Annotated in this window: 19 protein-coding genes; 11 read left to right on the top strand and 8 right to left on the bottom strand. The window is 71.8% G+C overall.

The annotated features are described in order from the left end of the window. Positions 1-174 precede the first annotated feature (174 nt). Genes pucD through ACIGXX_RS06265 form a run of 3 tightly spaced genes read right to left on the bottom strand, consistent with a single transcriptional unit; the run spans position 175 to position 4,051 of the window. Positions 175-2,565 (bottom strand): xanthine dehydrogenase subunit D, encoded by a 2,391-nt coding sequence (gene pucD, locus ACIGXX_RS06275; RefSeq protein ID WP_351158678.1) that lies wholly within the window; start codon positions 2,563-2,565, stop codon positions 175-177. A gap of 2 nt (positions 2,566-2,567) precedes the next feature. Beyond that, a complete protein-coding gene (locus ACIGXX_RS06270) occupies positions 2,568-3,161 on the bottom strand; it encodes a (2Fe-2S)-binding protein (protein WP_351158675.1) in 594 nt (197 codons plus the stop codon). Beyond that, positions 3,161-4,051, bottom strand: a complete 891-nt coding sequence (locus ACIGXX_RS06265; RefSeq protein WP_351158673.1) for an FAD binding domain-containing protein — start codon at positions 4,049-4,051, stop codon at positions 3,161-3,163. The genes ACIGXX_RS06270 and ACIGXX_RS06265 overlap by 1 nt, the downstream gene beginning before the upstream one ends. Before the next feature lie 348 nt (positions 4,052-4,399). Between ACIGXX_RS06265 and ACIGXX_RS06260 the strand changes: the two genes are divergently transcribed. After that, entirely contained in the window at positions 4,400-6,100 is a 1,701-nt protein-coding gene (locus ACIGXX_RS06260) for a PucR family transcriptional regulator ligand-binding domain-containing protein (protein ID WP_351159349.1), read from the top strand. A 154-nt stretch (positions 6,101-6,254) separates the two neighbouring features. Then, entirely contained in the window at positions 6,255-7,016 is a 762-nt protein-coding gene (locus tag ACIGXX_RS06255; protein WP_351158671.1) for a hypothetical protein, read from the top strand. 140 nt (positions 7,017-7,156) lie between these two features. On the opposite strand, the gene ACIGXX_RS06250 is transcribed toward ACIGXX_RS06255, so the two are convergent. Beyond that, positions 7,157-7,942 carry a GntR family transcriptional regulator gene (locus ACIGXX_RS06250; RefSeq protein ID WP_351158668.1) on the bottom strand — a complete coding sequence of 262 codons (786 nt, stop codon included), beginning with the start codon at positions 7,940-7,942 and terminating at the stop codon, positions 7,157-7,159. 136 nt (positions 7,943-8,078) lie between these two features. On the opposite strand from ACIGXX_RS06250, the gene ACIGXX_RS06245 reads away from it, so the two are divergent. Further along, positions 8,079-8,930: a (2Fe-2S)-binding protein gene (locus ACIGXX_RS06245; protein WP_361474279.1), complete on the top strand. Its 852-nt coding sequence runs from the start codon at positions 8,079-8,081 to the stop codon at positions 8,928-8,930. Between the two features lie 232 nt (positions 8,931-9,162). Then, positions 9,163-10,227: a DUF2637 domain-containing protein gene (locus ACIGXX_RS06240; protein WP_351158662.1), complete on the top strand. Its 1,065-nt coding sequence runs from the start codon at positions 9,163-9,165 to the stop codon at positions 10,225-10,227. Between the two features lie 39 nt (positions 10,228-10,266). On the opposite strand, the gene ACIGXX_RS06235 is transcribed toward ACIGXX_RS06240, so the two are convergent. Beyond that, on the bottom strand, positions 10,267-10,749 hold the full coding sequence (locus tag ACIGXX_RS06235; RefSeq protein WP_351158659.1) for an ATP-binding protein: 483 nt from the start codon (positions 10,747-10,749) through the stop codon (positions 10,267-10,269). Between the two features lie 216 nt (positions 10,750-10,965). Between ACIGXX_RS06235 and ACIGXX_RS06230 the strand changes: the two genes are divergently transcribed. Next, positions 10,966-14,022 (top strand): alpha-mannosidase, encoded by a 3,057-nt coding sequence (locus tag ACIGXX_RS06230; RefSeq protein WP_399973224.1) that lies wholly within the window; start codon positions 10,966-10,968, stop codon positions 14,020-14,022. Between the two features lie 16 nt (positions 14,023-14,038). On the opposite strand, the gene ACIGXX_RS06225 is transcribed toward ACIGXX_RS06230, so the two are convergent. From ACIGXX_RS06225 to ACIGXX_RS06215, 3 genes are all read right to left on the bottom strand, one after another. Beyond that, positions 14,039-15,781 (bottom strand): pyruvate dehydrogenase, encoded by a 1,743-nt coding sequence (locus ACIGXX_RS06225; RefSeq protein ID WP_351158655.1) that lies wholly within the window; start codon positions 15,779-15,781, stop codon positions 14,039-14,041. 62 nt (positions 15,782-15,843) lie between these two features. Further along, the gene (locus ACIGXX_RS06220; RefSeq protein WP_383817345.1) at positions 15,844-17,331 is read right to left on the bottom strand and encodes a protein phosphatase 2C domain-containing protein; all 1,488 of its coding nucleotides are present in this window, start codon (positions 17,329-17,331) and stop codon (positions 15,844-15,846) included. 129 nt (positions 17,332-17,460) lie between these two features. Continuing rightward, positions 17,461-21,234: a S8 family serine peptidase gene (locus ACIGXX_RS06215; protein WP_399973220.1), complete on the bottom strand. Its 3,774-nt coding sequence runs from the start codon at positions 21,232-21,234 to the stop codon at positions 17,461-17,463. A 254-nt stretch (positions 21,235-21,488) separates the two neighbouring features. Between ACIGXX_RS06215 and ACIGXX_RS06210 the strand changes: the two genes are divergently transcribed. From ACIGXX_RS06210 to ACIGXX_RS06185, 6 genes are all read left to right on the top strand, one after another. Next, a complete protein-coding gene (locus ACIGXX_RS06210; protein ID WP_399973217.1) occupies positions 21,489-22,472 on the top strand; it encodes a helix-turn-helix transcriptional regulator in 984 nt (327 codons plus the stop codon). A 69-nt stretch (positions 22,473-22,541) separates the two neighbouring features. Beyond that, positions 22,542-23,024, top strand: coding sequence for a DUF456 domain-containing protein (locus ACIGXX_RS06205; RefSeq protein ID WP_351158646.1), 483 nt, complete (start codon positions 22,542-22,544; stop codon positions 23,022-23,024). A gap of 209 nt (positions 23,025-23,233) precedes the next feature. Beyond that, positions 23,234-23,695: a hypothetical protein gene (locus tag ACIGXX_RS06200; protein WP_384311902.1), complete on the top strand. Its 462-nt coding sequence runs from the start codon at positions 23,234-23,236 to the stop codon at positions 23,693-23,695. Positions 23,696-23,753: 58 nt separating this feature from the next. After that, positions 23,754-24,746 (top strand): hypothetical protein, encoded by a 993-nt coding sequence (locus tag ACIGXX_RS06195; protein WP_399973213.1) that lies wholly within the window; start codon positions 23,754-23,756, stop codon positions 24,744-24,746. Further along, positions 24,634-25,632, top strand: a complete 999-nt coding sequence (locus ACIGXX_RS06190) for a glycosyl hydrolase family 95 catalytic domain-containing protein (protein ID WP_399974321.1) — start codon at positions 24,634-24,636, stop codon at positions 25,630-25,632. The genes ACIGXX_RS06195 and ACIGXX_RS06190 overlap by 113 nt, the downstream gene beginning before the upstream one ends. 9 nt (positions 25,633-25,641) lie before the next feature. Next, the gene (locus ACIGXX_RS06185) at positions 25,642-26,010 is read left to right on the top strand and encodes a PPOX class F420-dependent oxidoreductase (RefSeq protein ID WP_351158643.1); all 369 of its coding nucleotides are present in this window, start codon (positions 25,642-25,644) and stop codon (positions 26,008-26,010) included. Positions 26,011-26,158 lie beyond the last annotated feature (148 nt).

The following is a 26,158-nucleotide window of genomic DNA, read 5'->3' as shown; positions in this document are numbered from 1 at the left end:
CCGGGGGACGGCCCGAGACGAACTGGGGCTCCGAGGAGCATGGGTGCTGCGTAGGTACTGCGATGACCGCGAGCGGTGCGGTACTGGGGTTCTCCGGGCGGCACGGGCGACGGGAAGTGTGACGTTCCGTGGGAGGCACGCGCCGCCCGGAGAGATCGTGGGACCAGGCGCCGGTCAGGTACCCGTGAGGTGTTCCGGACGGACCGGCGTCTTGTTCAGCTCCAGGCCCGTCGCGTTCCGGATCGCCGCGAGGACGGCCGGGGTGGACGAGAGGGTCGGGGCCTCGCCCATGCCGCGAAGGCCGTAGGGCGCGTTCGGGTCGGCCAGTTCGAGCACGTCCACCGGGATGGTCGGCGTGTCGAGGATGGTCGGGATGAGGTAGTCCGTGAAGGAGGGGTTGCGCACCTTCGCGGTCTTCGGGTCGACGATGATCTCCTCCATCACCGCGACGCCCAGGCCCTGGGTGGTGCCACCCTGGATCTGGCCGACCACGGAGAGCGGGTTGAGCGCCTTGCCGACGTCCTGGGCGGTGGCCAGTTCGATGACCTTGACCAGGCCGAGCTCGGTGTCCACCTCGACGACCGCGCGGTGCGCGGCGAACGAGTACTGGACGTGGCCGTTGCCCTGACCGGTCTTCTTGTCGAAGGCCACGGTCGGGCGGTGCCGCCACTCGGCCTCGACCTCGACGCTCTCGCCTTCGAGCAGCTCGGCCAGGTCCGCGAGGGCCTCGCCGCCGTCGGTGACGACCTTGCCGCCCTCCAGGAGGAGTTCGGCGGTGGCCCACGCCGGGTGGTACGAGCCGAACTTGCGGCGGCCGATCTCCAGGACCTTCTCGCGCACCAGCTCGCAGGAGTTCTTGACCGCGCCACCGGTGACGTACGTCTGACGGGACGCGGACGTCGAGCCGGCGCTGCCCACCTGGGTGTCGGCGGGGTGGATGGTCACCTGCTGGACGCCGAGCTCGGTGCGGGCGATCTGCGCGTGGACGGTGATGCCGCCCTGGCCGACCTCCGCCATCGCGGTGTGCACGGTCGCGACCGGCTCGCCGTTGATGACCTCCATGCGCACCTTGGCGGTGGAGTAGTCGTCGAAGCCCTCGGAGAAGCCGACGTTCTTGATGCCGACCGCGTAGCCGACGCCGCGGACGACGCCCTCGCCGTGCGTGGTGTTGGAGAGTCCGCCGGGCAGCGCGCGGACGTCCGCGCCCTCGCTGGACTCCCACTGGCGCTCGGGCGGCAGCGGGCGGGCCTTGACGCGGCGCAGGATCTCGGCGACCGGGGCCGGCGAGTCGACCGGCTGTCCGGTCGGCAGGAGCGTGCCCTGCGACATGGCGTTGAGCTGGCGGAACTCGACCCGGTCCATGCCCACCTTGTCGGCGAGCTTGTCCATCTGGGCCTCGTAGGCGAAGCAGGCCTGGACGGCGCCGAAGCCGCGCATCGCGCCGCACGGAGGGTTGTTGGAGTAGAGGGCGATCGCCTCGATGTCGACGTCATCGACCACGTACGGGCCGACCGACAGGGACGAGGCGTTGCCCACGACCGCCGGGGACGCCGACGCGTAGGCGCCGCCGTCCAGGACGATCCGGCACTTCATGTGCGTGAGCTTGCCGTCCTTGGTGGCGCCGTGCTCGTAGTAGAGCTTCGCCGGGTGGCGGTGCACGTGGCCGAAGAAGGACTCGAAGCGGTTGTAGACGATCTTGACCGGCTTGCCGGTGCGCAGCGCCAGGAGGCAGGCGTGGATCTGCATCGAGATGTCCTCGCGGCCGCCGAACGCGCCGCCGACGCCGGAGAGCGTCATACGCACCTTCTCCTCGGGCAGGCCGAGGACGGGGGCGATCTGTTCGAGGTCCGAGTGCAGCCACTGGGTGGCGACGTACAGGTCGACGCCGCCGTCCTCGGCCGGTACGGCGAGGCCGGACTCCGGGCCGAGGAAGGCCTGGTCCTGCATGCCGAAGGTGTACTCGCCCCTGACGATGAAGTCGGCCTTCTTGGCGGCCTCTTCGGCGTTGCCCCGGACGATCGGCTGGTTGTGCACGATGTTCGGGTGCGGGACGTGCTGGATGTACTCGTCGCTGCGGTCCTCGTGCACGAGGACGGCGTCCGGAGCGGTCGCCGACGCCTCGTCGGTGATGACGGGCAGTTCCTTGTACTCGACCACGATCTTCGCGGCGGCACGGCGTGCGGTCTCCGGGTGGTCGGCGGCCACGAGGGCGACCGGCTCACCGTGGTGACGGACCTTGCCGTGCGCGAGCACCGGGGTGTCCTGGATCTCCAGGCCGTAGTTCTTCATCGCGGCGGGCAGGTCGTCGTACGTCAGGACGGCGTAGACGCCGGGCGTCTTGAGGGCCTCGACGGTGTCGATCGACACGATCTCGGCGTGCGCGACGGTGCTGCGGAGCGTCTGGCCCCAGAGCATGTCCTCGTGCCACATGTCCGAGGAGTAGGCGAACTCGCCGGTGACCTTCAGGGTGCCGTCCGGACGGAGCGTGGACTCGCCGATGCCGCCCTTGTTGTGCTTCTGGGTGACGTCGGTGGGCGCGCCCGTGGTGGTCTTGGTTCCAGCCATGATCAGACCGTCTCTTCCTGACGGGCGGCCGCCAGGCGGACCGCGTCCAGGATCTTCTCGTAACCGGTGCAGCGGCAGAGGTTGCCGGAGAGCGCCTCACGGATGTCGGCGTCCGACGGCGACGCGTTGCGCTCCAGGAGCTCGTCGGCCGCGACGAGGAGACCGGGGGTGCAGAAACCGCACTGGACGGCGCCGGCGTCGATGAACGCCTGCTGGATCTGGGAGAGTTCGCCGCCCTCGCCCGTCTGGCCGTCGGTGCCCTTGGCCTGCCACTGGCGGGCCTCCTGGAGGCTGGTGCCGCCGCAGACGGAGCCGCAGGCGCCGCCCGGGTGGGCGTCGTCGCGGTGCTTGGCGTAGTCCGCCAGGCCCTCGACGGTGACGACCTCCCTGCCCTGTACCTGACCGGCCGCGACGAGGCAGGAGCAGACCGGTACGCCGTCGAGGCGGACGGTGCAGGATCCGCACTCGCCCTGCTCGCAGGCGTTCTTCGAACCGGGAAGCCCCATGCGCTCGCGCAGGACGTAGAGAAGGGACTCGCCCTCCCAGACGTCGTCGGCTTCCTGCTGACGGCCGTTGACCGTGAAGTTCACGCGCATTATGCGACTCCCTCAGTGCTGCGGCCGTTGCCGCGGTACGACTCCCAGGTCCAGCCGAGCGTGCGGCGGGCCATGATGCCGACGGCGTGCCGGCGGTAGTTCGCCGTGCCGCGGACGTCGTCGATCGGGTTGGCGGCACCGGAGGCGAGCTCCGCGAACTGCTTGGCGATCGAGGGGGTGATGATCTTCTTGCTGTCCCAGAAGCCGCCCTCGTCGAGCGCGGCGTTCAGGAATTCCTCGGCCGCCTTCGCCCGGATGGGCGTCGGGGCCGCGGAGCCGATGCCGGTCCGCACGGTCCGGGTCTCGGGGTGCAGCGCGATGCCGAAGGCGCACACCGCGATGACCATCGCGTTGCGGGTGCCGACCTTCGAGTACTGCTGCGGGCCGTCCGCCTTCTTGATGTGGACGGACTTGATGAGCTCGTCCTGGGCGAGCGCGTTGCGCTTCACGCCGGTGTAGAAGTCGTCGATGGGGATGAGGCGCGAGCCCCGCACGGACTCCACCTCCACCTCGCAGTCGGCGGCGAGCAGCGCCGGGTGGGCGTCACCGGCCGGGGACGCCGTGCCGAGGTTGCCGCCGACGCCGCCGCGGTTGCGGATCTGCGGGGATGCGACCGTGTGCGAGGCCAGCGCGAGACCGGGGAGCTCGGTGCGCAGCTCCTCCATGATCGTGGTGTAGGGAACCGAGGCGCCCAGCTGGACCGTCTCCTCGCCCACCGACCACTCGCTCAGCTCGGCGACGCGGTTGAGGTCAAGCAGGTACTCGGGACGACGGTGGTCGAAGTTGATCTCGACCATCACATCGGTGCCACCCGCAATCGGCACAGCGGTGGGGTGCTCGGCCTTCGCGGCGAGCGCCTCCTCCCAGCTGGCGGGGCGAAGGAAGTCCATGAGGCTCTCTTCTTCTTCATATCGAGGGTCGTTCGTTCGAGAGATCCAGCCAAGTCGGACCGGAGGTCCCTCGACTGCTCGTTCATGTGCTGTTAACGCGGAGTGGGCCAAGTACACCGCCCCGTCGTCCGATGGGGTCAGTCACCGAAACCATGAAGGAGTTGGCTGGCCAAGCCGCGCGTCTTGTAGATTCGTATGAAGAACGGGCCTCAGTAACCTCGCGGATTCCCCCTGGAAACCGGAGGCACCCCAGGACACGAGGGGCCCGGGTCGACTGTCGGCGACACAGAGTCGACAGACGTGAACTGTCTGTACATCCCATTCGAGACAAGATCGGCGGCGACCACCATGCGGCTGCGCGCACTCCTTGACACCGACGCGCTGGGCCTGCGGCTGCTCGGCGGTGAGGAAGAGCTCGACCGCACCGTGCGCGGTGTGATGACCACGGACCTGCGCGACCCCAGCCGGTACCTCGCGGGCGGCGAGCTGGTCCTGACCGGCCTCGCCTGGCGCCGCGACGCCTCGGACACCGAGCCCTTCGTACGCCTTCTCGCGAGCGCCGGGGTGGCCGCGCTCGCCGCGGGCGAGGCCGAGCTTGGCGACATCCCGGACGACATCGTCGAGGCCTGCGCACGCCACCGCCTGCCGCTGTTCGCCGTGAACGAGTCGGTCGCCTTCGCCACGATCACCGAGCACGTCGTCCGCCAGGTCTCCGGCGAGCGGGCCGGTGACCTGGCCGCCGTCGTGGACCGCCACCGCCGCCTGATGACCTCGGGCCCGACCGGCGGCGGCCCCGACGTCGTCCTCGACCTGCTCGGCTCCGACCTGGACCTGCGGGCCTGGGTCCTGTCCTCCGCGGGCCGCGCCATCGCGGGGTCGAGCGCGGCGGGCCCCGCCCTGCCCACGGCGGTGTGCGCGCGCCTGGCAGCCGAACACCTGGCCGCGGCCAGGACGGGGCGGCGGGGCCCGCACCGGGTCCAGGTGGAGGGCGCGACGTACTCCCTGTTCCCCGTCCGGAGCAGTGGGCGCGGTGCGACTTCCGCCGCGGCCGCCGCGAGCACGGCGGCCCTGCGCGACGTACGCGAGACGGTCCTTTCGGACTGGCTCCTCGCGGTCGAGGCCGACGCGGGCGACTGGCCCGAGGAGCGGCTCGACCTGCTGCAGGGCGTCACCCAGCTGATCTCGGTGGAGCGCGACCGGCGCGACGCCGCCCGCACCGTGCGGCGCAGGCTGGCCCAGGAGGTGCTCGAACTGGTCCAGACGGGCGCGGCCCCCGCGGAGATCGCGGCGCGCCTGCGGGTGGCCGCCCCCGTGCTGCTGCCCGGCCTGGGCGCGGCACCGCACTGGCAGGTCGTGGTGGCCCGCGTCGAGTGGGACGGGGGCGAGATCGAGGGCGGCCCGGTGGCCCAGTCCCTCCTGGAGGAGATCCTCGTGGACCCGCTCTCCGCGGGCCCCGAACCGTCCGACCGCATCGCGGTGGCCCATACGGGTGACGAGGCGATCGCCCTCGTGCCGCTGCCCGCGGTCTCCTCGGAGCACGACGGCTCGGAGACGGGCCTGCTGGCCGATTCTCTCCTGGAGTCCGTCCGCGACCCCCTGTCGGCGGGCCTGGACGGCGACGGGCGCCTCACGCTCGGCGTCAGCGCGTCCGTGCACTCGGCGGAGGGCCTGCGCGGCGCCCTGGAGGAGGCGCGGCACGCCCGGCGGGTCGCGGCGGCGCGCCCGGGGCGGGTCTGCGCGGCGGGCCACCAGGAGCTTGCCTCGCACGTCCTGCTGCTGCCCTTCGTCCCGGACGACGTGCGCCGGGCGTTCACGGCCCGCCTCCTGGACCCGCTGCGGGACTACGACCGGCGCCACCGGGCGGAGCTCATCCCGACCCTGGAGGCGTTCCTCGACTGCGACGGTTCCTGGACGCGCTGCGCGGCGCGGCTGCACCTGCACGTCAACACGTTGCGCTACCGGGTGGGCCGTATCGAGCAGTTGACGGGTCGTGACCTTTCGCGGCTCGAGGACAAGCTCGATTTCTTCCTGGCACTGCGGATGAGCTGACACGGGCGACCTCGGTCAAACACCTTTCATGGCCAGCCCTTTGTGAATTCTTTCACCCAGCCCCTTGGCCGGGTGCGCCGATCCGTGCTGAGATGCGCCCACGACTCAACAGCTCAATGGCGTGCTCGGGGAGGGCAACGTGGCGCATACCGCCATGTCTGGTTCCGGAACGACTGCAGGGGACGATCCACTCCAGACCGCGGTATGGCGGCTGCGCTCGCGCGGCTGTTGGACCGACGCGGCCGCGCTGCTGGCCTCACGCGAGGGGCCCGCGGCAGCGCTCCAGAGAACCTCGCTCCTGGTCGAGCGCTGCCTGTTCACGGGCGAGGGCTGGGCGGAGGCGGAGGACGGCCTGCGCAGCGCCGAGGCGCAGGCCGTGGCGGACGACGACCGCGGGGCGGCGGCGTGCGAGCGCGGTCAGCTGGCGTACGCGTCCACGGTGCTGGCCGTGCGGGACCGGGCGGACGAGGCGCGTACGGCGCTGGGGCGGGCGGCGGCGCTGCTGGCCCCGAACGCCTCGGGGCGCCCTCTCCTCGACTTCCGCCGGGGCCTGATCGCCGAGCACATCGCGGATTCGCCCCAGGCGGCGCGGGCCGCCTACCGGCGGGCGCATGCGGGGGCGACGGCGCACGGCGATCCCCTGCTGCTGTCCTTCACCTGGCGCCACTTGGCCGGACTCGCCCTGCGGGAGGGGGAGTTGGCGGAGGCGCGGCACGGTTTCGCGGAGTCGCTGCGGATCCGGGAGGAGCTGGGGTACCTGATCGGCACGGCGCCCGCGCTCGCGGCTCTCGCCGACGCGGAGCCGGAGCCCGAGGCGGGGCGTCTGCGGGCCGAGGCGGCGCGGTTGTTCCGCCTGATGGGCGGGGTGCCGTCCTGGCTGGCGCAGCATCTGTCGCCGCCGGCGCCGGCGGCCTGAGGCAGGGCCTTGCGTACCGTCATCACCGGCTTCGCCGAGTTCGTCCTCAAACGCCGGGCGGGCTGGATCTCCAGCCCGCCCGGCGTTTGAGGACATCTTGCACCGGGCCAGGGGCGGAGCCCCCGCGGGACCGCCCGAGCCTAGTCCCCCGCCCCCGCGAAGTGCTCCCGCACCAAGACCTGGACGACCCCGAAATCCTGTGCCACCAGCGCCTCCAGCAGCGCCATGTGCTCCGCCGCGTCGGCGACGAGATCCGCGCGCCGTCCGGCGACGGGGCCGCTCACGAGGGGCCACTGCGACCGGCGGTGCAGGTCGTCCGCGACCTGCACCAGCTGCCGGTTGCCCGAGAGGCCGAGCACGGCCCCGTGAAAGGCCCGGTCCGCCTCCGCGTACCGGGCCAGGTCCCCGCCGGCCGCCGCCACCGCACTCGCCTCGGCCAGCGGCCGCAGCTCGCACCACCGCGCCGCGGGCACCGTACGGGCCAGCCGCAGCATCACCGGCACCTCGATCAGCGCCCGCACCTCCGCCAGCTCCCCCAGCTCGCTCGCGCTCCGCTCGGTGACGCGGAAGCCGCGGTTCGGTACGACCTCCACCGCTCCCTCGATCGCCAGCTGCTGCATGGCCTCGCGCACGGGAGTCGCCGAGACCCCGAAGCGCTCGCCGAGCACGGGCGCCGAGTACACCTCGCCCGGCGCGAGGTCGCCCCCGACGAGCGCGGCCCGCAGGGCGTCCAGGACCTGTCCGCGGACCGAGTTGCGCCGCACCGTCTTACGGGGCGCGGGCACCACCGGCACGGTCGGCACCACCGGCACGTCGGGCCCCGCCGCTTCCCCGTGCGTGTGCTCGCCCCGGGCCGACGAGGCCCGCACCTGCTCCGGCACACGGACGGCGAGGCGGTACGCGTCATGCGCTCCGGCCTGCTCCACGAGGTCCACCCCAAAGTCCGCTCGGTCCGAAAGGTACGAGAGGCACCATAGGCGGACAGCCCCGCAGTTGAAACCTCGATCATTCCGGGTAAGGTTAGGCTTACCTGCAATCGATCGCGATTCGGTGGTCCCCCCTATGTCCGTTCCCACCCTGGCCAAGCGCGCCCCGAGCGCCCTCGCGGACGCCTACGCACGCCTCAACGAGGTGTTCCCCGGACTGCGCGTGACCGAGCTCGGCGACGAGGAACAGGCCCCACAGGGTGGCGGCTGGGTCACCGCCTCCCGGCTCGCGGAGGGCGGGGCCGACCTCGACGCGTTTCTCGCGTGGGACGAGGCGCAGGTACTGAAGGACTACGGACAGGCGGGGCGTCCGGACGTCATCGCGAGCTTCGCGCTGCACCGCTACGCCTGGCCGGCCACCCTGCTGATCACCATGCCGTGGTTCCTGCACCGCCGCGTGCCCCGCTTCCCCGTACAGAACGTCGCCTTCCAGCGCACCCTGGGCCGCCTGGCCGTCCGCAGCACGGGCTTCGCCTGCCTGCCCGACGACCCGGCCGCCTCGCTGCCCGGCGCCCACGTCGTGCCGGACGAGGAGGCCCTGCGCGCGGAGGTGCGGGCCGCCGTCGCCGAGCACCTGGGACCGCTCCTGGACGCCTTCGGGCCCCGGATGCGGCGCCGCTCGCGCGCCCTGTGGAGCGTCGCCACGGACGAGATCGTCGAGGGGCTCTGGTACATCGCCCATCTGCTCGGCGAGGAGCAGCGCGCCACGACCGAGCTGGAGCGGCTGCTTCCGGGCGCCACCAAGCCGTACGTGGGGACGGCGGGGTTCCGTGAGCTCAGGGGGCCGAACGGCGAGTCCCTGCCGACGCGGGACCGCGCGAGCTGCTGCATGTTCTACACGCTGCGCCCCGAGGACACCTGTGTGACCTGCCCGCGCACCTGCGACACGGAGCGTGTCGCACGCCTGAGCGCCGCCGCGGCGGCCTGACCGGAGCCCCGCTCCGAACCGAAATCGCAACCCCTCCCCCTTGAACCACCCTTTCGTGTTCGTTTAATCGAACTGAACTCCCCCGACCGGGCCCTGAGTTCGAGCAAAACGGCGCGCGCCGCACCCCTTTGCACCCCCCTAGGCGTTCTCTTGCCCGAAAACCCCTCTGGGGGCCATCGGGATTGGGTCACTATGGCGCCCGAACGCCCTACCGCGACGCAAGGGACCCCAGATGAGACTGACCGACATATCGCTGGACTGGCTGCTTCCGGGCGGCGTCCTGCTCCTGGGCATGCTGGTGGCGGTGGCGGTACTCGCACGCGGCAAGCGCGCCGGCCACAAGGCCGCCGCCGGCGCCTCCAACGACGACTCCTGGGAACGCAGCGAGGAGCGCCGCAGGCGCAAGGAAGCCGTCTACGGCACGGCCTCGTACGTTCTGCTGTTCTGCTGTGCGGCGGTCGCCGCCGCACTCTCCTTCCACGGCCTGGTCGGCTTCGGCCGGCAGAACCTCAACCTCACCGGCGGCTGGGAGTACCTGGTCCCGTTCGGGCTCGACGGCGCGGCGATGTTCTGCTCCGTACTCGCCGTGCGCGAGGCGAGCCACGGTGACGCGGCCCTGGGCTCGCGGCTCCTGGTGTGGACGTTCGCGGGCGCGGCCGCCTGGTTCAACTGGGTGCACGCGCCCAGGGGACTCGGCCACGCGGGCGCCCCGCAGTTCTTCGCCGGGATGTCGCTCTCGGCAGCGGTGCTCTTCGACCGCGCCCTGAAGCAGACCCGCCGTGCGGCACTGCGTGAACAGGGCCTGGTGCCACGGCCGTTGCCGCAGATCCGGATCGTGCGGTGGCTGCGCGCGCCCCGGGAGACCTTCGGCGCCTGGTCGCTGATGCTCCTCGAAGGCGTACGCACCCTGGACGAGGCGGTCGAGGAGGTCCGCGAGGACCGGCGCGAGAAGGAGCGCACCCGGATCACCAGGCGGGGCCGCGAGAAGCTGGAGCGCGCGCAGCTCAAGGCGATCAGCCGCGGCCATCGCAGCCTCCCCGGTCGCGGTGGCGGGCGCCAGGTCGACCTGCCGGCGGTCGCACCGGCCACCGGGTCCGCGCAGGTCGGCGCGGACCCTGTCATAGCGCAGCAGGAGCAAGATCAGTTGCCGCTGCGCTCCCGTCCCTCCCTCCAGGCCGTACAGAACGGCCCTGAACCCGTCACCGTCGACCTCACCGCCGAGGACGACACCCAGGCGCTGCCACGGCTCGACTCCCTGGAGCGCAAGCTCAAGGATCTGGAGCAGCAGTTCGGCTGATGTCAGCAGCGCGCGACGGGAATCGGGCGGCGGTCCGGATCATGCCGGGCCGCCGTCCAGTTCGAACCACACCACCTTCCCGACCCCGTGCGCCCGCACGCCCCACGCGTCGGCGAGGGACTGCACGAGCATGAGACCCCGGCCGTGCGTGCTGTCGTCGGCGTTCGGCACGCACAGCTTGGGGCGGCGCCCCACGAAGTCCCTGACCTCGACCCGCAGCCTGCCGGGCCGCAAGGTCGCCGTCAGGATGGCGTCACGGTCGGTGTGCACCAGTGCGTTGGTGACCAGTTCGCTGGTCAGCAGCTCGGCTATCTCGGATCGTCCGGGCCTCCCCCAGGACCGGAGCAGTTCGCGCAGCGCGCCCCTCACCTCGGGCACCGCCCGCAGGTCGGATCGCCCCAATCTGCGGCGGAGTTGAGCTCTGTGGAGCTCCACCGGCTTGTTGTCGGTCGGCTCGTCCCTTGCTTTCGGCGAGGAGGCCCCAAGATGAATGGGACCGCCCCCTCTTACCTGCCTTGTCATGATCCCCGCCCACAAACGAGTCAGTTCCTCCCCGCTCGAACACGCTCACGGAATGCATGCCCCACCCGGTTGGCGGCACTCATGTCCATTTATCAACCATTGGAGTGGGTGCACCCGAGCCCGGCGGGGAAGTGAAGCGGTGGACCGTTTCTGCTTGATCCCGACCGGGCCCGCACGCGCCACACCGGGCCCGCCCGAGCATTCCGAGGAGCCGCCGTGCACGACGACCGACTGCTGGTGGAGGGACGCCTGGAGCACGCCCTGCGGCAGTTCATCCGCCCCGCCCAGTACGCGGACCGTGTGCCGCTCACCCTCTCCGTCTGGCACGCGCCGGGCGAACCGGTCCCCGTCGCCGAGGCCCTCGACGCCTCGTACGTGCCCTTCGAGACGGGGACCGCGTGGGGAAAACCCTGGTCAACCAGTTGGTTCCGGCTGCGCGGTCAGGTGCCCGACACATGGCGCGGGCGCCACGTCGAGGTGGTGGTCGACCCCGGCTTCACCGGTGACGGTCCCGGCTTCCAGGCGGAGGGTCTGGTGTACGACGCGGCGGGCGTCCCCATCAAGGGGATTCACCCCCGCAACCGGCACATTCCCGTGGCAGCTGCCGCACAGGGCGGTGAGCCGGTGCACCTCCTCCTGGAGGCCGCGGCCAACCCGACCGTTCTGCATGACTTCGAACCAACACCCCTGGGCGACGTACTGACCGCGGGCGATGGCCCCATCTACCGATTCGCGTCTGCCGACCTTGCCGTACTGGACGAGGACGTTTGGCAGTTGACCCTGGACATCGAGGTCCTTTCCGAGCTGATGTACGAACTGGACGCCGCGCGTCCGCGGCGCCACGAGATTCTGCGCGCCCTGGAGAGGTCGCTCGACGCGCTGGATCTGCACGACGTGTCGGGCACGGCCGCGGCCGCCCGTGCCGAGCTGACGGAGGTCCTGGCGAGTCCCGCCCACGCCAGCGCACACCGGGTCTCGGCGACCGGGCACGCCCACATCGACTCCGCCTGGCTGTGGCCGCTGCGCGAGACGGTGCGCAAGGCGTCCCGCACCTTTGCCAATGTGACGGCTCTCGCACAGGACTATCCCGAGCTGGTCTTCGCCTGTTCGCAGGCCCAGCAGTACGCCTGGGTCAAGGAGCACCAGCCGCACATCTGGGAGCGGATCAAGAAGGCCGTCGCGGACGGCAACTGGTCTCCGGTGGGCTCCATGTGGGTCGAGTCGGACGCCAACATGCCGGGCGGCGAGGCACTGGCCCGGCAGATCACGCACGGGATGCGGTTCTTCCGCGAGGAACTGGGCGTGGAGACGGAGGAGATCTGGCTGCCGGACTCCTTCGGCTACACGGCGGCGTTCCCGCAGCTGGCCAAGCTCGCGGGCGTGCGCTGGTTCCTCACCCAGAAGCTGAGCTGGAACCAGTCCAACAAGATGCCGCACCACACCTTCTGGTGGGAGGGCATCGACGGCACCCGCGTCTTCACGCACTTCCCTCCGGTGGACACCTACAACTCCCAGATCCACGGCGCCGAACTCGCCCACGCGGAGAAGAACTTCACCGAGAAGGGCCGCGCCTCGCGCTCCCTGGTGCCGTTCGGCTGGGGCGACGGCGGTGGCGGGCCGACCCGCGAAATGCTGGAGAAGGCGCGGCGCACGCGCTCCCTGGAGGGATCGCCGCGCGTCGAGATCGAGAAGCCGTCGGCGTTCTTCGCCGCCGCCGAGGAGGAGTACGGGGCCAAGGCACCGGTCTGGTCCGGCGAGCTCTATCTGGAGCTGCACCGCGCGACGTACACGACGCAGGCGGCGACCAAGCGCGGCAATCGCCGCACCGAACATGCCTTGCGGGAGGCCGAGTTGTGGTGCACGGCCGCCGCGGTGCGCGAGCCCGCGTACGTCTATCCCTACGCGACCCTCGACCGGCTCTGGAAGACGGTGCTCCTGCACCAGTTCCACGACATCCTGCCGGGGTCGTCGATCGCGTGGGTGCACCGCGAGGCCCGCGACACCTACGCGCGCGTGCTCGCCGAGCTGGACGAGCTCACCGCGTCGGCGGTCCGTTCCCTCGGCGCGGGAGGCCCCGCCGCGCTCAACGCGTCGCCGTACCCGCGCAGTGAGGTCGTCACGGCCGAAGACGGCACCCTGGTGCACGTCAACGTCCCGGCCCTGGGGAGCAAGAGCCTCGATGAGGCCGCCTCGTACACGCGGGAGACCGGCGCGACCGCTCTCCTCGCCGACGGCGAGATCCGGCTCCTGAACGAGCACCTCCACGTCGCGATCGACGCGGACGGCCTGCTGACCTCCGTGCACGACGTGGACGCGCACCGCGAGGTCCTCTCCCCCGGCGCGCGCGGCAACCTCCTCCAGCTGCACCCCGACCACCCCACGCACTACGACGCGTGGGACCTCGACAAGCACTACCGCAACACGCACACCGACCTCACGGACGCCGAGTCCGTGGAGCTGGTCGAGGACGGGCCACTGCGGGTCGCCGTGCGCGTGGTGCGGGCCTTCGGGAAGTCACGCATCACCCAGGAGATCCGGCTCGCGGCGGGCAGCCGTCGCATCGACGTCGTCACGGAGGTCGACTGGCGGGAGTCGGAGAAGGTGCTCAAGGCCGCCTTCCCGCTGGACGTGCACGCCGAACGGTCCGCCGCCGAGATCCAGTTCGGGCACGTGCACCGCTCCACGCACGCCAACACCGGCTGGGACGCGGCCCGTTTCGAGATCTGCGCGCACCGGTGGCTACGGGTCGCCGAGGAGGCGTACGGAGTGGCGGTGCTCAACGACTCGACGTACGGCCATGACGTGACGCGGACGCCGCACGGCGAGGGGCTCGGCACCACCGTGCGGCTCACGCTCCTTCGCGCCCCGCACAGCCCCGACCCGGAGACGGACCTGGGCGTGCACCGGTTCACGTACGCCCTGCTGCCCGGCGCGACGACGGGCGACGCGGTCGAGGAGGGGCTCGCCCTGAACCTGCCGCTGCGGGTCGCCGCGGCGCCCGTCCTGCCCTCCCTGGTGAGCGTCGACAATCCGGCGGTGACCGTGGAGTCGGTCAAGCTCGCGGACGACGGGAGCGGCGATGTCGTGGTGCGGCTCTACGAGTCGCGGGGCGGGCGCGCGGCGGCCACGCTCACCACGTCGTTCGCGGTGAGCGCGGCCGAGGTGACCGACCTCCTGGAGCGCCCGCTGGAGGCGGCCCACACCGACGACGCGGGGCTCGTGCTCGCCCTGCGCCCGTTCCAGATCGTGACGCTGCGGCTGCGGCCCGCCTGAGCCGCTCGACGGAGCGTCAGGGACGCGGCACGTTCCGCAGGTTGGAGCGTGCCATCTGGACCATGCGGCCGACCCCGCCGTCCAGGACGATCTTGCTGGCGGAGAGCGCGAAGCCGGTCACCATCTCGGAGCTGATCTTGGGCGGGATGGAGAGGGCGTTCGGGTCCGTGACGATGTCGACGAGGGCGGGACCCTTGTGCGAGAAGGCGTCCTTCAGGGCGCCCGCGAGCTGCTTGGGCTTCTCCACCCGCACGCCGTAGGCACCTGCGGCGCGGGCCACGGCGGCGAAGTCGGGGTTGTGGTTGGCCGTGCCGAACGAAGGGAGCCCGGCCACCAGCATCTCCAGCTCGACCATGCCGAGCGAGGAGTTGTTGAAGAGCACGATCTTCACCGGCAGGTCGTACTGGACCAGGGTGAGGAAGTCGCCCATCAGCATGGAGAAGCCGCCGTCGCCCGACATGGAGATGACCTGGCGCCCGCGGTCGGTGAACTGGGCGCCGATCGCCTGCGGCAGCGCGTTGGCCATCGAGCCGTGGCTGAAGGAGCCGATGATGCGGCGCTTGCCGTTCGGGGAGAGATAGCGCGCGGCCCAGACGTTGCACATGCCCGTGTCGACGGTGAACACCGCGTCGTCGGCGGCGAGTTCGTCGACCACGGACGCGACGTACTCGGGGTGGATCGGGACGTGCTTCTCGACCTTGCGCGTGTAGGCCTTGATGACGCCTTCGAGCGCGTCCGCGTGCTTCTTCAGCATCTTGTCGAGGAACTTGCGGTTGGTCTTGGGCGTGACGCGCGGGGTGAGACAGCGCAGGGTCTCGCGTACGTCGCCCCAGACGGCGAGGTCCAACTTCGAGCGGCGGCCCAGGCGTTCGGGACGCACGTCGACCTGGGCGATCTTGACGTCGTCGGGCAGGAAGGCGTTGTACGGGAAGTCCGTGCCGAGCAGGATGAGCAGGTCGCACTCGTGGGTGGCCTCGTAGGCGGCGCCGTAGCCGAGCAGCCCGCTCATGCCGACGTCGTACGGGTTGTCGTACTGGATCCACTCCTTGCCCCGCAGGGCGTGGCCCACCGGGGACTTGATCTTCTCGGCGAACGCCATGACCTCGGCGTGCGCGCCGGCCGTGCCGCTGCCGCAGAAGAGGGTGACCTTGTCGGCCTCGTCGATCATCGCGGCGAGCTTGTCGATCTCCGCGTCGCCGGGGCGTACGGAGGGGCGCGAGGTGACCAGGGCGCTCTCGGGGGACTTGTCCGGGGCCGCCTGGTCGGCGATGTCGCCGGGCAGGGTGACGACGCTGACGCCGGACTGCCCGATCGCGTGCTGGATGGCGGTCTGGAGCAGCCGCGGCATCTGCTTCGGGCTGGAGATCATCTCGCTGTAGTGACTGCACTCCTGGAAGAGCCGGTCGGGGTGCGTCTCCTGGAAGAAGCTGAGGCCGATCTCGCTCGACGGGATGTGCGACGCCAGGGCGAGGACGGGCGCCATGGAGCGGTGGGCGTCGAAGAGGCCGTTGATCAGGTGGAGGTTGCCGGGCCCGCAGGAACCGGCGCAGACGGCGAGGTTCCCGGTGATCTGGGCCTCGGCACCGGCCGCGAAGGCCGCGGTCTCCTCGTGCCTGACCTGCACCCAGTCGATGCCCTTGGTGCGCCTGATCGCGTCCACGACCGGGTTGAGGCTGTCGCCCACGACTCCGTACATGCGGCGCACGCCGGCGCTGACGAGGATGTCGACGAACTGTTCGGCGACGTTCTGCTTGGCCATGGCTTCACGAACCCTTCAGTCCCCTGGACTCTCTTGGGTCCATGAATTCACGGTTGGGGCGCTCACGCCTCCCAAACGGCGGCCGCCGTTCGGTCGTCCGCGTACCCCTTGACCCTGACCTGGACGTCCGCGAGGAAGGTCGCAAGACCCGGCGGACCGCTCTTGGCCCACCGCTGGGTGAGGTGCGCGGCGAGCTCGGGCTCGCCGCGCAGGGGCTCCGCGAGGCCGCCGCTGCAGAGCACCAGGGCGTCACCCGGGCGGGCTACGGAGGCGCGGAAGCGGAAGGGTTCGCGGGGCGGCGGCTCGGGGGCGGGCTCGTACGGACTCGGGGGCGTGATGATCCCCATGTCCATGGTGAGCCGATCGCCGTCCGGGGTCTCCGGAGGCACGGACCCGAAGCCGACGACAGGGGGCCCGGCGTCACTCGCGGACTCGCTGACCTGGGGCTCGATGTCCTGCCAGGCTCCGTCCCGCAGCCGGAAGAGTCCGCCGCCGCCGACGCCGAAGAAGACGCGGGTGCGGCACTCGGGGTCGGCGGGCAGCAGGAGGCAGCGCAGGGACGCCGCGTACTCCTCGGGCTCGATGCCGAGGTCGGCCGCGTGCGCGCGGAGCTTGCCGAGGCTGCGGTCCGTCAGGCGGTGCAGGCCGCTCTTGAGGTCCCCGCGCCGGGCGGCCCTGATGTCCTCGGAGAGCCGCTGGTGGCTGCGGCCCACTGCGCGCCCGATCCAGGCGCAGGCCTCGGCGGCGGCGCGGTGGGCGCCCGGCGTGGCCCGCGCGCCGGTGGCCATGGCCACCAGAACCAGGGCGCTCTCCCCGGTGCCGAACCGCGCAGTGAGCAGTGAGTCGCGCCGCGGCTCGCCCCGGTAGCGCGCGGAGTCGCCGCGCACGGAGACGGCGCGCAGCGTGGAGTTTCCGTAGCGGGCGCCGTCGAGCACGGTGTCGGCGACCAGATCGCCGAGGTCGTCCGGGTCGGCGACGGGCAGGACCGTGGGCTCGGCGTCGTAGGTGGGCGGTCCGTCCCCCACGTACGCGACGGCGTCCACGGCGGGCGCCGACACGGCGGCGGCCTCCCGGGCAGGCCCGCTGGGCGCGACCGCGGACACGTCGGGCGGGCGGGGCGCGGGGACGGCGGTGGTGCGGCTGGACGGTGCTTCCGGCTCGGGGTTCGGCGGCCTGGGCCCCGGCGGGAAGGTCACCGGTCCTGTGGGTGCGGCGGGCGGCTCCCAGGGGGCGGCGCCGGGGGTGCGGGCCGGGGGCGGGGCGGGGGGTGGAGCGGGGGGCTCGCGCGGGGGCGCGGGCTCCGGGGACCGCGGAAGTGTTCCTTCGCCGCTGCGGGCTCCGGGCGGCACCGCGTCCGCCACCGCGTCGCCGCTCGCGCCCCCGCCCTCGTCCTCGCCGGCGGACGCGCTGACCGCCGAGGCGAACCTGTCGTCGAGGGTGTCGGCCGCCTCGGCCGGACCCGTGTCATGAGCGGAGTCGTCGTACAGCTGACCCCACCAGTCGTCCTCCTGGCCGGAGGCCCCGGAGTGCCTCTCCCCCTGCTGGCTCATGCCCCTATTGTCCACCGCGAAGGCCGCACGAAAACGGTTCATCCGGAAATTCCGGCCACCGGAAGAGTGATGGGGGCCGCCGGGCGGGCCCACCCCCCACGGGAGGACCGCCCGGCGGTGTCTGTGTGTTTAGCGCACGTCGTAGGCGCGGGCCACCGTCTGAGTGACGGAACTTCCGTTCGCATCCGTCAGTTCGGCCCTGAGCCAGACCTGCTTGCCCGAGGCGCCCGCGTGGTCCACGGTCGCGGTCCACTTCCCACCGGACGCGGACGTCGTTGCCTCGGTCCAGGTCTCGCCCTCGTCGTACGAGTAGGACAGGGCCGCCGACTTGATCGGCCCCGGCTTGTAGCCCGAGTGCCCTGTCGCCGTGATCCCAATCCTCTGGCCGTCCTTCGCCGCCAGCGTCTTCATGCCGTCCTCCGGCAGCCGGTAGCGCGGGAACAGCATCGGGATGCCCTGGGAGTGGACCTCCTCGTCGAGGTGCGAGCGGAACGCCCAGGTGGTCCGCGTGCCCGTGGACCGCTTCCAGACCTTCGAGCCGATCTTCTGGGTGTGGAGCGTGAGTTCGTACGCGGAGTCCTCCGCCGGAACCGTGAACACCCCGAACGGCCAGCCCGATTCGCCCACGATCTCGCCGTTCCGCTTCAGCTGCACACCGCCGATGTCGCCGAACCCGCCCTGGATTCCCATGTGCTCACCGTCGCCCCAGAATCCGGGCGCGACACCGATCAGGTTGCCCTGCCGCTCTCCCGCGAGGCCGAGCCCGCCGTCGGCGTCCCGCGGCGCGACGGGCGTGAGGACTCCCTCGTACCACTTCTCGCTGCGCCGCTCCCCCTTCTCGTACGTCCGCACCGGGTCGATCATGAACTCGCCGAACGGGAAGCTGCTGGACACCTGGTGGCCCCAGCCGGTCGTGCCCGCCGAGTAGTACTCGGTGCGCTTGCCGGGGGCCGGGACCGACTCGATGTCGGCGAAGTAGACCTCGAGGCCCGAGGGGCGGACGGCGGACGGCAGGTCCACGTAGTCCGTGGCGGTGCCCATCGCGCGGTACGTCGCCTCGTTCGCGGCGAGGTCCTTGTCGCGCACCCGGTAGGTGCGGTCGTCGCGGATCTGGCCGGTCTCGGGGAAGGCGAGGTTGTAGACGTAGGGGCTCTTCGCCGTTCCCTTCCATTTCAACTCGACGGGCCCGTCGGAGAGTTGGTCGAGGAGCGCTGCCGCGTCGCCGGTCTCGATGCCGAGGACCGGCAGCGGGGAGCCGCCGAGGCCGACCGAGGGGTACCAGCGGCCCGGGGCCGTGCGGTGGGCGACGACGGCGAGCGCTCCGGCCGCCTTCGCGTTCGTCGCGGCGGCGTTCGCGCTGCCGCCGTCCGGGACCTTGACGAGGGCGATCCTGCCCTTGACCCCGGCGGCCTCGAGCTCCGCCGGCGTACCGGACCCGGCGTCCACGAGCGCCGCCCTGCCCGTGCCGTCGAGGTTGGCCGAGCCGGTGGACGCGGTCACGGCGTGCAGCGACCTGCCGCCCACCACGGCGAGTTCGGAGAGCAGGGGCGCCGCGGCGCGCCAGTAGCTGCCGGACTCGAAGGTGCCGTCGGTCGCCTTGCCCTCGACGGACTGGTAGAAGCCGCGGATGGAGCGCGGCCCCGAAGCGGTGCCCGCGTGCAGCCAGTTGTCGGTGCCCCAGGTGCGGGCGAACCCGAGGGTCGCGCCGCGCACCTCGGACTCCTTGTCCGTCCTGACGGTGAGGCGGTGCGCCTTGCGGGCGTCGAGCGTGACGGTCATGTCCTTCTTCACCTCGACCTGGGGCCGGGCGATGTGCGTGAGCGAGTCGGTGAGCGTGCCGCCGTCCGCGTCCGGGGTCGCGATGAAGCCGGTCAGGAAGTAGGAGCCGGGGCGGACTTGGTACGTCTGGTCGTTCGCGCCCTCGTTGAAGCGGCGCTCGCCGGTGGCGTCGTCGGTGCCGATGAGGTCGACGGACGAGGGCCCGTCGGCGGGCTTTCCGTCGCGGCCGACGAGCTTCACGCGGAGGCTGACGGTCTGGGGCTGCACGTAGAGGGAGAAGGGCGTGGAGACCGCGACGCCCCCGTCGGCCTTCGCCAGGACGCGGCCGGTGACGTCGCCGTACTGGGCGTTCTTGAGGTCCGCGTCGGGGTCCAGTTTCAGCGGGACCTCGACCGTGGCCCCGGCGGGAACCTTCACGGAGCGCTCGCCGAGCCTGGCGATGTCCGAGCGCACGGCGGAGCCGTCGTTGCCGGTGACGCCCTGCACGGACAGCTTCAACTCCACTTCCTTGTCGGTGGTGTTGGTGTACGGGACGTCGACCGTGGTGCGGTCCGAGGCGTCCTGGGGCCAGCCGAAGCTGCCGCCCTGCACGGCGGGTGAGCCGAGCACCTTCTGGTCGACGGCCGCCTTCACGTCCAGGCGCCCACCGCCCGTCTCGGTCACGTCTCCGGGGATGGCGCTGTCCGCCGACGACACGAGGGCCGACTTGATCTGCTGCGCGCTCCAGTCCGGGTGGCGCTGCTTGACCAGGGCGGCCGCGCCCGCGACGTGCGGGGCCGCCATCGACGTACCGCTCATGGACCGGTACGCGTAGACGCCCCTGCCGCCCGCGGCGGCGGCGGAGATGTCGACGCCGGGCGCGGCGATCTCCGGCTTGAGGGTGTGCGAGCCGTACGCGGGCCCCCGGCTGGAGAAGGAGGCCGTCGAGTCGTCGCGGTCGACGGCGCCGACGGTCAGGACGCTCGGCGCGCAGCCGGGCGAGGACACGGAGTTGAGGCTCGGTCCTGTGTTGCCCGCGGCGAGGACGAAGAGCGTGTCCTTGCTCGCCTGCGCGAGCTCCTCCGCGGCCGTGCTCATGGGGTCCGTGCAGTCGGTCCGCGCCGGGTTGCCCAGGCTCATGGAGACGACGTCGGCCTTCTCGTCGACGGCCCACTGCATGCCCGCGATGATCCACGAAGTGGCGCCGGAGCCACTGTCGTTGAGGACCTTGCCGTGCAGCAGCTCGGTGCCGGGCGCGACGCCCTTCTTCTTGCCGTCGCTCGCCGCGCCGGTGCCGCCGACGGTGGAGGTGGTGTGGGTGCCGTGGCCCTGGCGGTCCTCGCCGTCCGGGGAGTCGGTGAAGTTCTTGGTGGCGCCGATACGGCCCTTGAGATCGGGATGCCCGGCGTCGGCGCCGGTGTCCAGGACGGCGACCTTGGTGCCCTTGCCGTCGTAGCCCGCGGCCCAGGCCTCGGGGACGTGCACCTGCTTCGTCGACCGGTCGAGGGTGGCCTCGACCTTGGCGTCGAGCCAGAGCTTCTTCAGGTCGGACGCGGACCGGGACGTGGGTGACGTGATGTCCGCCCAGAAGTCCGCGGCCTTCTTCTTGTCGGTCTTCAGCGCGACGCCGTCGACGGGTTCGAGGACGGTCCCGCGTTCGGCGCCGCGCGGCGTCGCGGGCACCGAGCGCGTGACGTCGACGGACGTGTCGTACACGGCGATCAGCGGCAGCTTCTTGGCGTGCGCGTCGTCGTAGCCCTGGCGGACCAGCCCGGTGACGTTGAAGAGCTCCTCGTCGACCTTGCCCTCGGCGATCGCGTGGACGGCGCCCTCGGGGTAGACGTACAGGTCCTTGCCGGACTGTCTGGTCTGGACCAGGGGCGCCGTGCCGTCGGCGCCGGGCAGCGCGCTCGCGCCCGCGCGGTCCTTGCCGTCGGACGTGACCAGGATGCGGTCGCCGGTGACGAGGGTGACGAGGGAGCTTCCCTCGCCGCGCGAGGCACCCCCCGCGCCGCCCGCGCTTCCCACCGGCGCACTCGTGTCCGCCGTGGCCGCGCGCGGCTCGGCCGCGGACGGGACGGCCGCGGTGACGGCGAGGACGGCGGCGGTCGCCGCCCCCAAGGCCGTACGCGATATCGGGCGCATCGCTCTCCCCAGGGTTGTCGGGCATGCGGGTTGTCGGGCATGCGGGTTGTCGGGCATGAAGGCTGTCGGGCATGCGGAACCACAGCCGAAATCGGGACCAATGGCCGTATTCGCGGCTGCCGTTGGTGCTGCGGTGGCGTCACCTTGGCAGAGAGGCGGGGGGTGCGGGGATGATGTCCCGGGGCGGGTTTACGCCGTGGCTGTTTTCCGCCAGGGCGCCGTCGGAACGCATCCTTGGGGAGGGACGTCGCCGCATGCTGGCTGCGATAGGTCTGGACGAGACGCACGAGACGGCGTACCGCGCCCTGGTGGCGGTGGGCGCCGCCGACGTGCCCGATCTCGCGCGGCGGCTCTCGCTGGGCGAGCCGGAGACGGTGCGCGCGCTGCGCCACCTGGAACTGCACGGCCTCGCGGCCCAGGCGTCCGGCAAGGCGGGCCGGTGGGTGGCTGGCCCGCCGGGTGTCGCTCTCGGCGCGCTCCTGACCCAGCAGCGGCACGAACTGGAGAAGGCCGAGCTTGCGGCGAAACTGCTCGCCGAGGAGTACCGCGCCCAGGCCGCCGAGCCCGCGGTGCACGACCTGGTCGAGGTGGTCACCGGCGCCGGCGCGGTCGCACAGCGCTTCCTCCAGCTCCAGCTGGGCGCGAGCGACGAGGTGTGCGCCCTGGTCACCGGCAACCCCGTGGCGATCACCGGCATGGAGAACGACGCGGAGGAGCAGGCCGCGGGCCGCGGCGTCACCTACCGCGTGGTGGTCGAACGCTCCGTCCTCGCGCTCCCCACCGGCCTCGTCGAACTGTCGACGGCGATCGGCCGCGACGAACAGGTGCGCGTCGTGGACCGCGTCCCGACGAAGCTGGTGATCGCCGACGGCTCGCTCGCGATGGTGCCGCTGACCTCGCGCAGGGCGGAGCCCGCCGCGCTCGTGGTGCACGCGAGCGGCCTGCTCGAATCCCTGACGGGCCTCTTCGAGGCGGTGTGGCGGGACGCGCTGCCGCTGCGGCTCGGCGAGGGCGGCCACGCGGTCACCGAGGACGCCCCCGAGGGGCCGGACGGCGCGGACCTGGAGATCCTGTCGCTGCTGCTCGCGGGCCTGACGGACGCGAGCGTCGCCAAACAGCTCGACCTGGGCCTTCGGACGGTGCAGCGCCGGGTCAAGCGCCTGATGGAGCTGACGGGCGTGACGACACGGCTCCAGCTGGGCTGGCACGCGTACGAGCGGGGCTGGGTGGCCCGGTAGTCGGCCGGAACGGGGCCGACGGGGCTCGCGCGACCTGCGGTTTTCTCCCGTTTCCTGCACGCTTGGCAGATGGGAGCGTGGGAACTCCTGCTGGTCTCAGTGGTGCTGCTGCTGGGAATCGGCGGAGTGCTTGTGCCCGGGGTGCCGGGACCGTGGCTGGTGTGGGCCGCCATTCTGTGGTGGGCGCTGCAGGACCCGGAGCCGGTCGCCTGGGGAGTCCTGGTCGGCGCGTCCGTCGTACTCCTCGTGGCACAGGGCATCCGATGGCTGCTGCCGCCCCGGCGCTTCCGGCAGAGCGGCGCCACGCGCCGGACGGCCGTGTACGCGGGGGCCGGGGCCCTGGTCGGGTTCTGCGTGGTGCCGGTGATCGGATCGCTCCCGGGGTTCGTCGGGGGGATCTACCTGGCGGAGCGGCTGCGGCTCGGCAGGCACGGGGAGGCGGTGGCGGCGACGCGGACGGCCATGCGGGCGGGCGGCTGGAGCGTGCTGACCGAGCTGTTCGCGTGCCTGCTGATCGCGGGGGCGTGGCTGGGGGCCGTGATCTGGGGCTGAGCAGCCCCGCCGGCCACCCACTCGCCACGCGCGCACATGCCCACTTGCCCACACACCCCCCACGCACGTTCACGTACATGTCTTCCCATCGGATCTATCCCGACTCATTGACTGGATGCCGCACCCTCTCTAGCTTTCAGCGAGGTAAAGCTCCGATGACTCAGCCGATGACTCCGGGAGAAGCGATGCCAAGCCCGTCCAGAAGAACCGTGCTCGCCACCACCGGAACCGCGGTCGGCGGCGCACTGATGGCGGGCGGCCTGCCCGCCCAGGCCGCCGCCGCGTCACATGAGCCCACGGAGGTGAGCGCGCCCGGCGACCCCTGGCGCACCGTGCTCGACGACGCCGATCTGGTCTGGCAAAAGCTGCCGAAGACTTGGTACGAGGGCCCTTACCTCGGCAACGGCTTCCTCGGCTCGGGGATCTACGCCGAGCCGAGCACGCGGCCGAGCACGCAGCCCGGCGCACAGCAGGACGGCGCGACGACGGCACTGCGCTTCAACGTCCAGCACTCCGAGGTGCAGGACCTCCCCCAAGCTCTTAAGGAGCAGGGGGGACCCCCATCCCGAGTTCGGCTCCCTCTTCGGGCTCGCCCGCCTGCCGATCGGCCACTTCACGCTCGAACCCGTCGGCGCGATCACCGGCATCGACTGGCGCCTGCGGCTGCGTGACGCCGAGCTGACCGGCACCCTCACCACGGACAAGGGCACCCTGGAGCTCCGCGCGCAGGTGCACACCACGCGCTCCGTCCTCGCCGTCGAGGTCACCCCGAGCGCGGGCGAGCGCGGCTTCCGGTGGGTGTTCCACCCGGCGGATGCGATCAGCCCGCGCGCCACGTTCAAGCCGCTGCCGGAGGGGTACGGGGGCAACCCGCCCGCCGAGGTCAAGGAGTACGACGGTGTCACGGCCGCCGTGCAGCCGCTGCTCGCGGGCGGCCAGCACGTCACCGCGTGGCGGGAGCGGACGCGGGGCGCGGCCAGGACGCTGTACGTGAACGTGGCGCACTCGCACCCCGGGACGACGGCGCGCGACCGTGCGGTGCGGGCGGTGCGGAGTGCGGCGGGCCTCTCGTACGACGGTCTCGCGGCGTCGCACCGGGCCTGGTGGCACGCGTACTACCGCAAGAGCTTCCTGTCGCTGCCCGACGCCCGGATGCAGCGCTTCTACTGGATCCAGCTCTACAAGACGGCGGCCGCCGCCCGCCGCGACGCGCCGGTGATGGCGACCTGCGGTCCCTGGCTGGAGCCGACGCCGTGGCCCAACACCTGGTGGAACCTGAACGTGCAGCTGGAGTACTGGCTGATCCACGGCTCCAACCACCTCGAACTGGACGCCGTCACGCGCGCGTTGAGCGAGTTCCGGTCCAACCTCACCAAGGAGATGGCGGCCCCCTACCGCGCCGACTCGCTCGGCATCCCGCGCACCACGGACCCGTCCCTGGTGAACGGGGCATCGGTCACGGACGGCGGGTACGGAGTCGGCATCCCCGGCCAGGACCCTCCCCCAAACTCTCAAGGAGCAGGGGGGACCCCCAACTCCCGAGGTGGGCAACCTCACGTGGGCTCTGCACAACGTCTGGCTGAGCTACCGCCACACCATGGACAAGTCGATCCTGCGCGACGTGCTCTTCCCGCTCCTGCGCAAGGCGATCAACTACTACCTGCACTTCCTGGAGCCGGGCGCGGACGGCAAGTTGCACCTCCCGGCGACGTACTCGCCTGAGTACGGCGGCAATTCGCGCGACTGCAACTACGACTTGATGCTCCTGAGGTGGGGCTGCCGCACCCTGCTGGAGGCCTCTGAAATCCTGGGCGTGGAAGACGATCTGGTGCCGCGCTGGAGGGAGGTGGGCAGCAGGCTGGCCGCGTACCCGGCCGACGCGAACGGCTACATGATCGGCGCGGACATCCCCTTCGCGAAGTCGCACCGCCACTACTCCCACATGCTCGCGGTGTACCCGCTGTACGAGGTGACGGGCCGCACGGCGGACGAACGCGCCCTGATCGAACGGTCCTTGGCCCACTGGGTGGGCTTCGAGGGGGCCCTGCAGGGCTATACGTTCACGGGCGCCGCGTCCATGTCGGCGCTGCTCGGCAAGGGCGAGGACGCGCTGAAGTACCTCGGGCAGCTGATGTCGCGCTTCATCCAGCCCAACACCATGTACAAGGAGTCGGGCCCGGTCATCGAGACCCCGCTCTCCGCCGCGCAGTCCCTGCACGACATGGTCTGCCAGTCCTGGGGCGACGTCATCCGCGTCTTCCCCGCCCTGCCTGCGGCGTGGGCGGACCTCACGGTGCACAACTTCCGTACGCAGGGGGCGTTCCTGCTCAGCGCGGTGCGGAAGGGCGGGACGACCCGGTGGGTACGGCTCGTGAGCGAGGCGGGGGCACCGTGCGTGGTGCGGCACGGGATCGCGGGGGCGATCGAGGTGCGGGACGGGCGGGGGCGCCGGCTGTCGTACGAGGACGTGGGAGGGGGCGCCGTCAAGGTGGCCATCGGGCGGGGCGAGTCGGCGCTGATCACGGCCAGGGGCGACCGGCCGGATCTGCGGATCGCGCCGGTCGAACCGAACGGGGAGGCGCCGCGGTGGGGCCTGCCCGCGGCTTAGGCTCGCGCCATGACCGAATTCAGCGAGGCCGAGCGGGCGTACCTCAAGTCCCAGCGTCTGGGCCGGATGGCCAGCGTCGACGCGACGGGGCAGCCGCAGGCGAATCCTGTCGGGTTCTTCCCGCAGGACGACGGGACGATCTTGATCGGTGGTTATGCGCTGGGGACCACCAAGAAGTGGCGGAACCTACAGGGGAATCCGAAGGTGTCGCTGGTGGTGGACGACGTGGTGAGCGAGAGGCCGTGGAAGGTGCGGGGGGTGGACATCCGGGGCGATGCGGAACTCCTCACGGGGCCGCACGAGTTGGGCCCTCACTTCAGTGAGGAGCTGATTCGGATTCATCCTCGGCGGATCCACAGCTGGGGGCTGGAGGAGTGAGGAGTCCCCCCGACCCCGCCCCTTCCCGAAAACCGTGCCTGCGCCCCGGGCCTACCTGGGGCTCCGCCCCAGACCCCGGACAAGATGTCCTCACACGCCGGACGGGCTGGATTTCCAGCCCGTCCGGCGTGTGAGGACGAACTCGGCG

This window comes from Streptomyces sp. NPDC055243 (genome assembly GCF_044544025.1).
Lineage (GTDB): Bacteria > Actinomycetota > Actinomycetes > Streptomycetales > Streptomycetaceae > Streptomyces.
Note: the sequence above shows the minus strand (reverse complement) of the source record. Positions and strands in the feature narration are given on the sequence as shown.

Coding starts and splice junctions, on each gene's coding strand:
- ACIGXX_RS06205 (WP_351158646.1), top strand. CDS start 22,542: ATGGGAGCGTGGGAACTCCTGCTGGTCTCAGTGGTGCTGCTGCTGGGA.
- ACIGXX_RS06185 (WP_351158643.1), top strand. CDS start 25,642: ATGACCGAATTCAGCGAGGCCGAGCGGGCGTACCTCAAGTCCCAGCGT.
- ACIGXX_RS06210 (WP_399973217.1), top strand. CDS start 21,489: ATGCTGGCTGCGATAGGTCTGGACGAGACGCACGAGACGGCGTACCGC.
- ACIGXX_RS06270 (WP_351158675.1), bottom strand. CDS start 3,161: ATGCGCGTGAACTTCACGGTCAACGGCCGTCAGCAGGAAGCCGACGAC.
- ACIGXX_RS06240 (WP_351158662.1), top strand. CDS start 9,163: ATGAGACTGACCGACATATCGCTGGACTGGCTGCTTCCGGGCGGCGTC.
- ACIGXX_RS06220 (WP_383817345.1), bottom strand. CDS start 17,331: ATGAGCCAGCAGGGGGAGAGGCACTCCGGGGCCTCCGGCCAGGAGGAC.
- ACIGXX_RS06260 (WP_351159349.1), top strand. CDS start 4,400: ATGCGGCTGCGCGCACTCCTTGACACCGACGCGCTGGGCCTGCGGCTG.
- ACIGXX_RS06215 (WP_399973220.1), bottom strand. CDS start 21,234: ATGCGCCCGATATCGCGTACGGCCTTGGGGGCGGCGACCGCCGCCGTC.
- ACIGXX_RS06235 (WP_351158659.1), bottom strand. CDS start 10,749: ATGACAAGGCAGGTAAGAGGGGGCGGTCCCATTCATCTTGGGGCCTCC.
- ACIGXX_RS06255 (WP_351158671.1), top strand. CDS start 6,255: ATGTCTGGTTCCGGAACGACTGCAGGGGACGATCCACTCCAGACCGCG.
- ACIGXX_RS06245 (WP_361474279.1), top strand. CDS start 8,079: ATGTCCGTTCCCACCCTGGCCAAGCGCGCCCCGAGCGCCCTCGCGGAC.
- ACIGXX_RS06225 (WP_351158655.1), bottom strand. CDS start 15,781: ATGGCCAAGCAGAACGTCGCCGAACAGTTCGTCGACATCCTCGTCAGC.
- ACIGXX_RS06265 (WP_351158673.1), bottom strand. CDS start 4,051: ATGGACTTCCTTCGCCCCGCCAGCTGGGAGGAGGCGCTCGCCGCGAAG.
- pucD (WP_351158678.1), bottom strand. CDS start 2,565: ATGGCTGGAACCAAGACCACCACGGGCGCGCCCACCGACGTCACCCAG.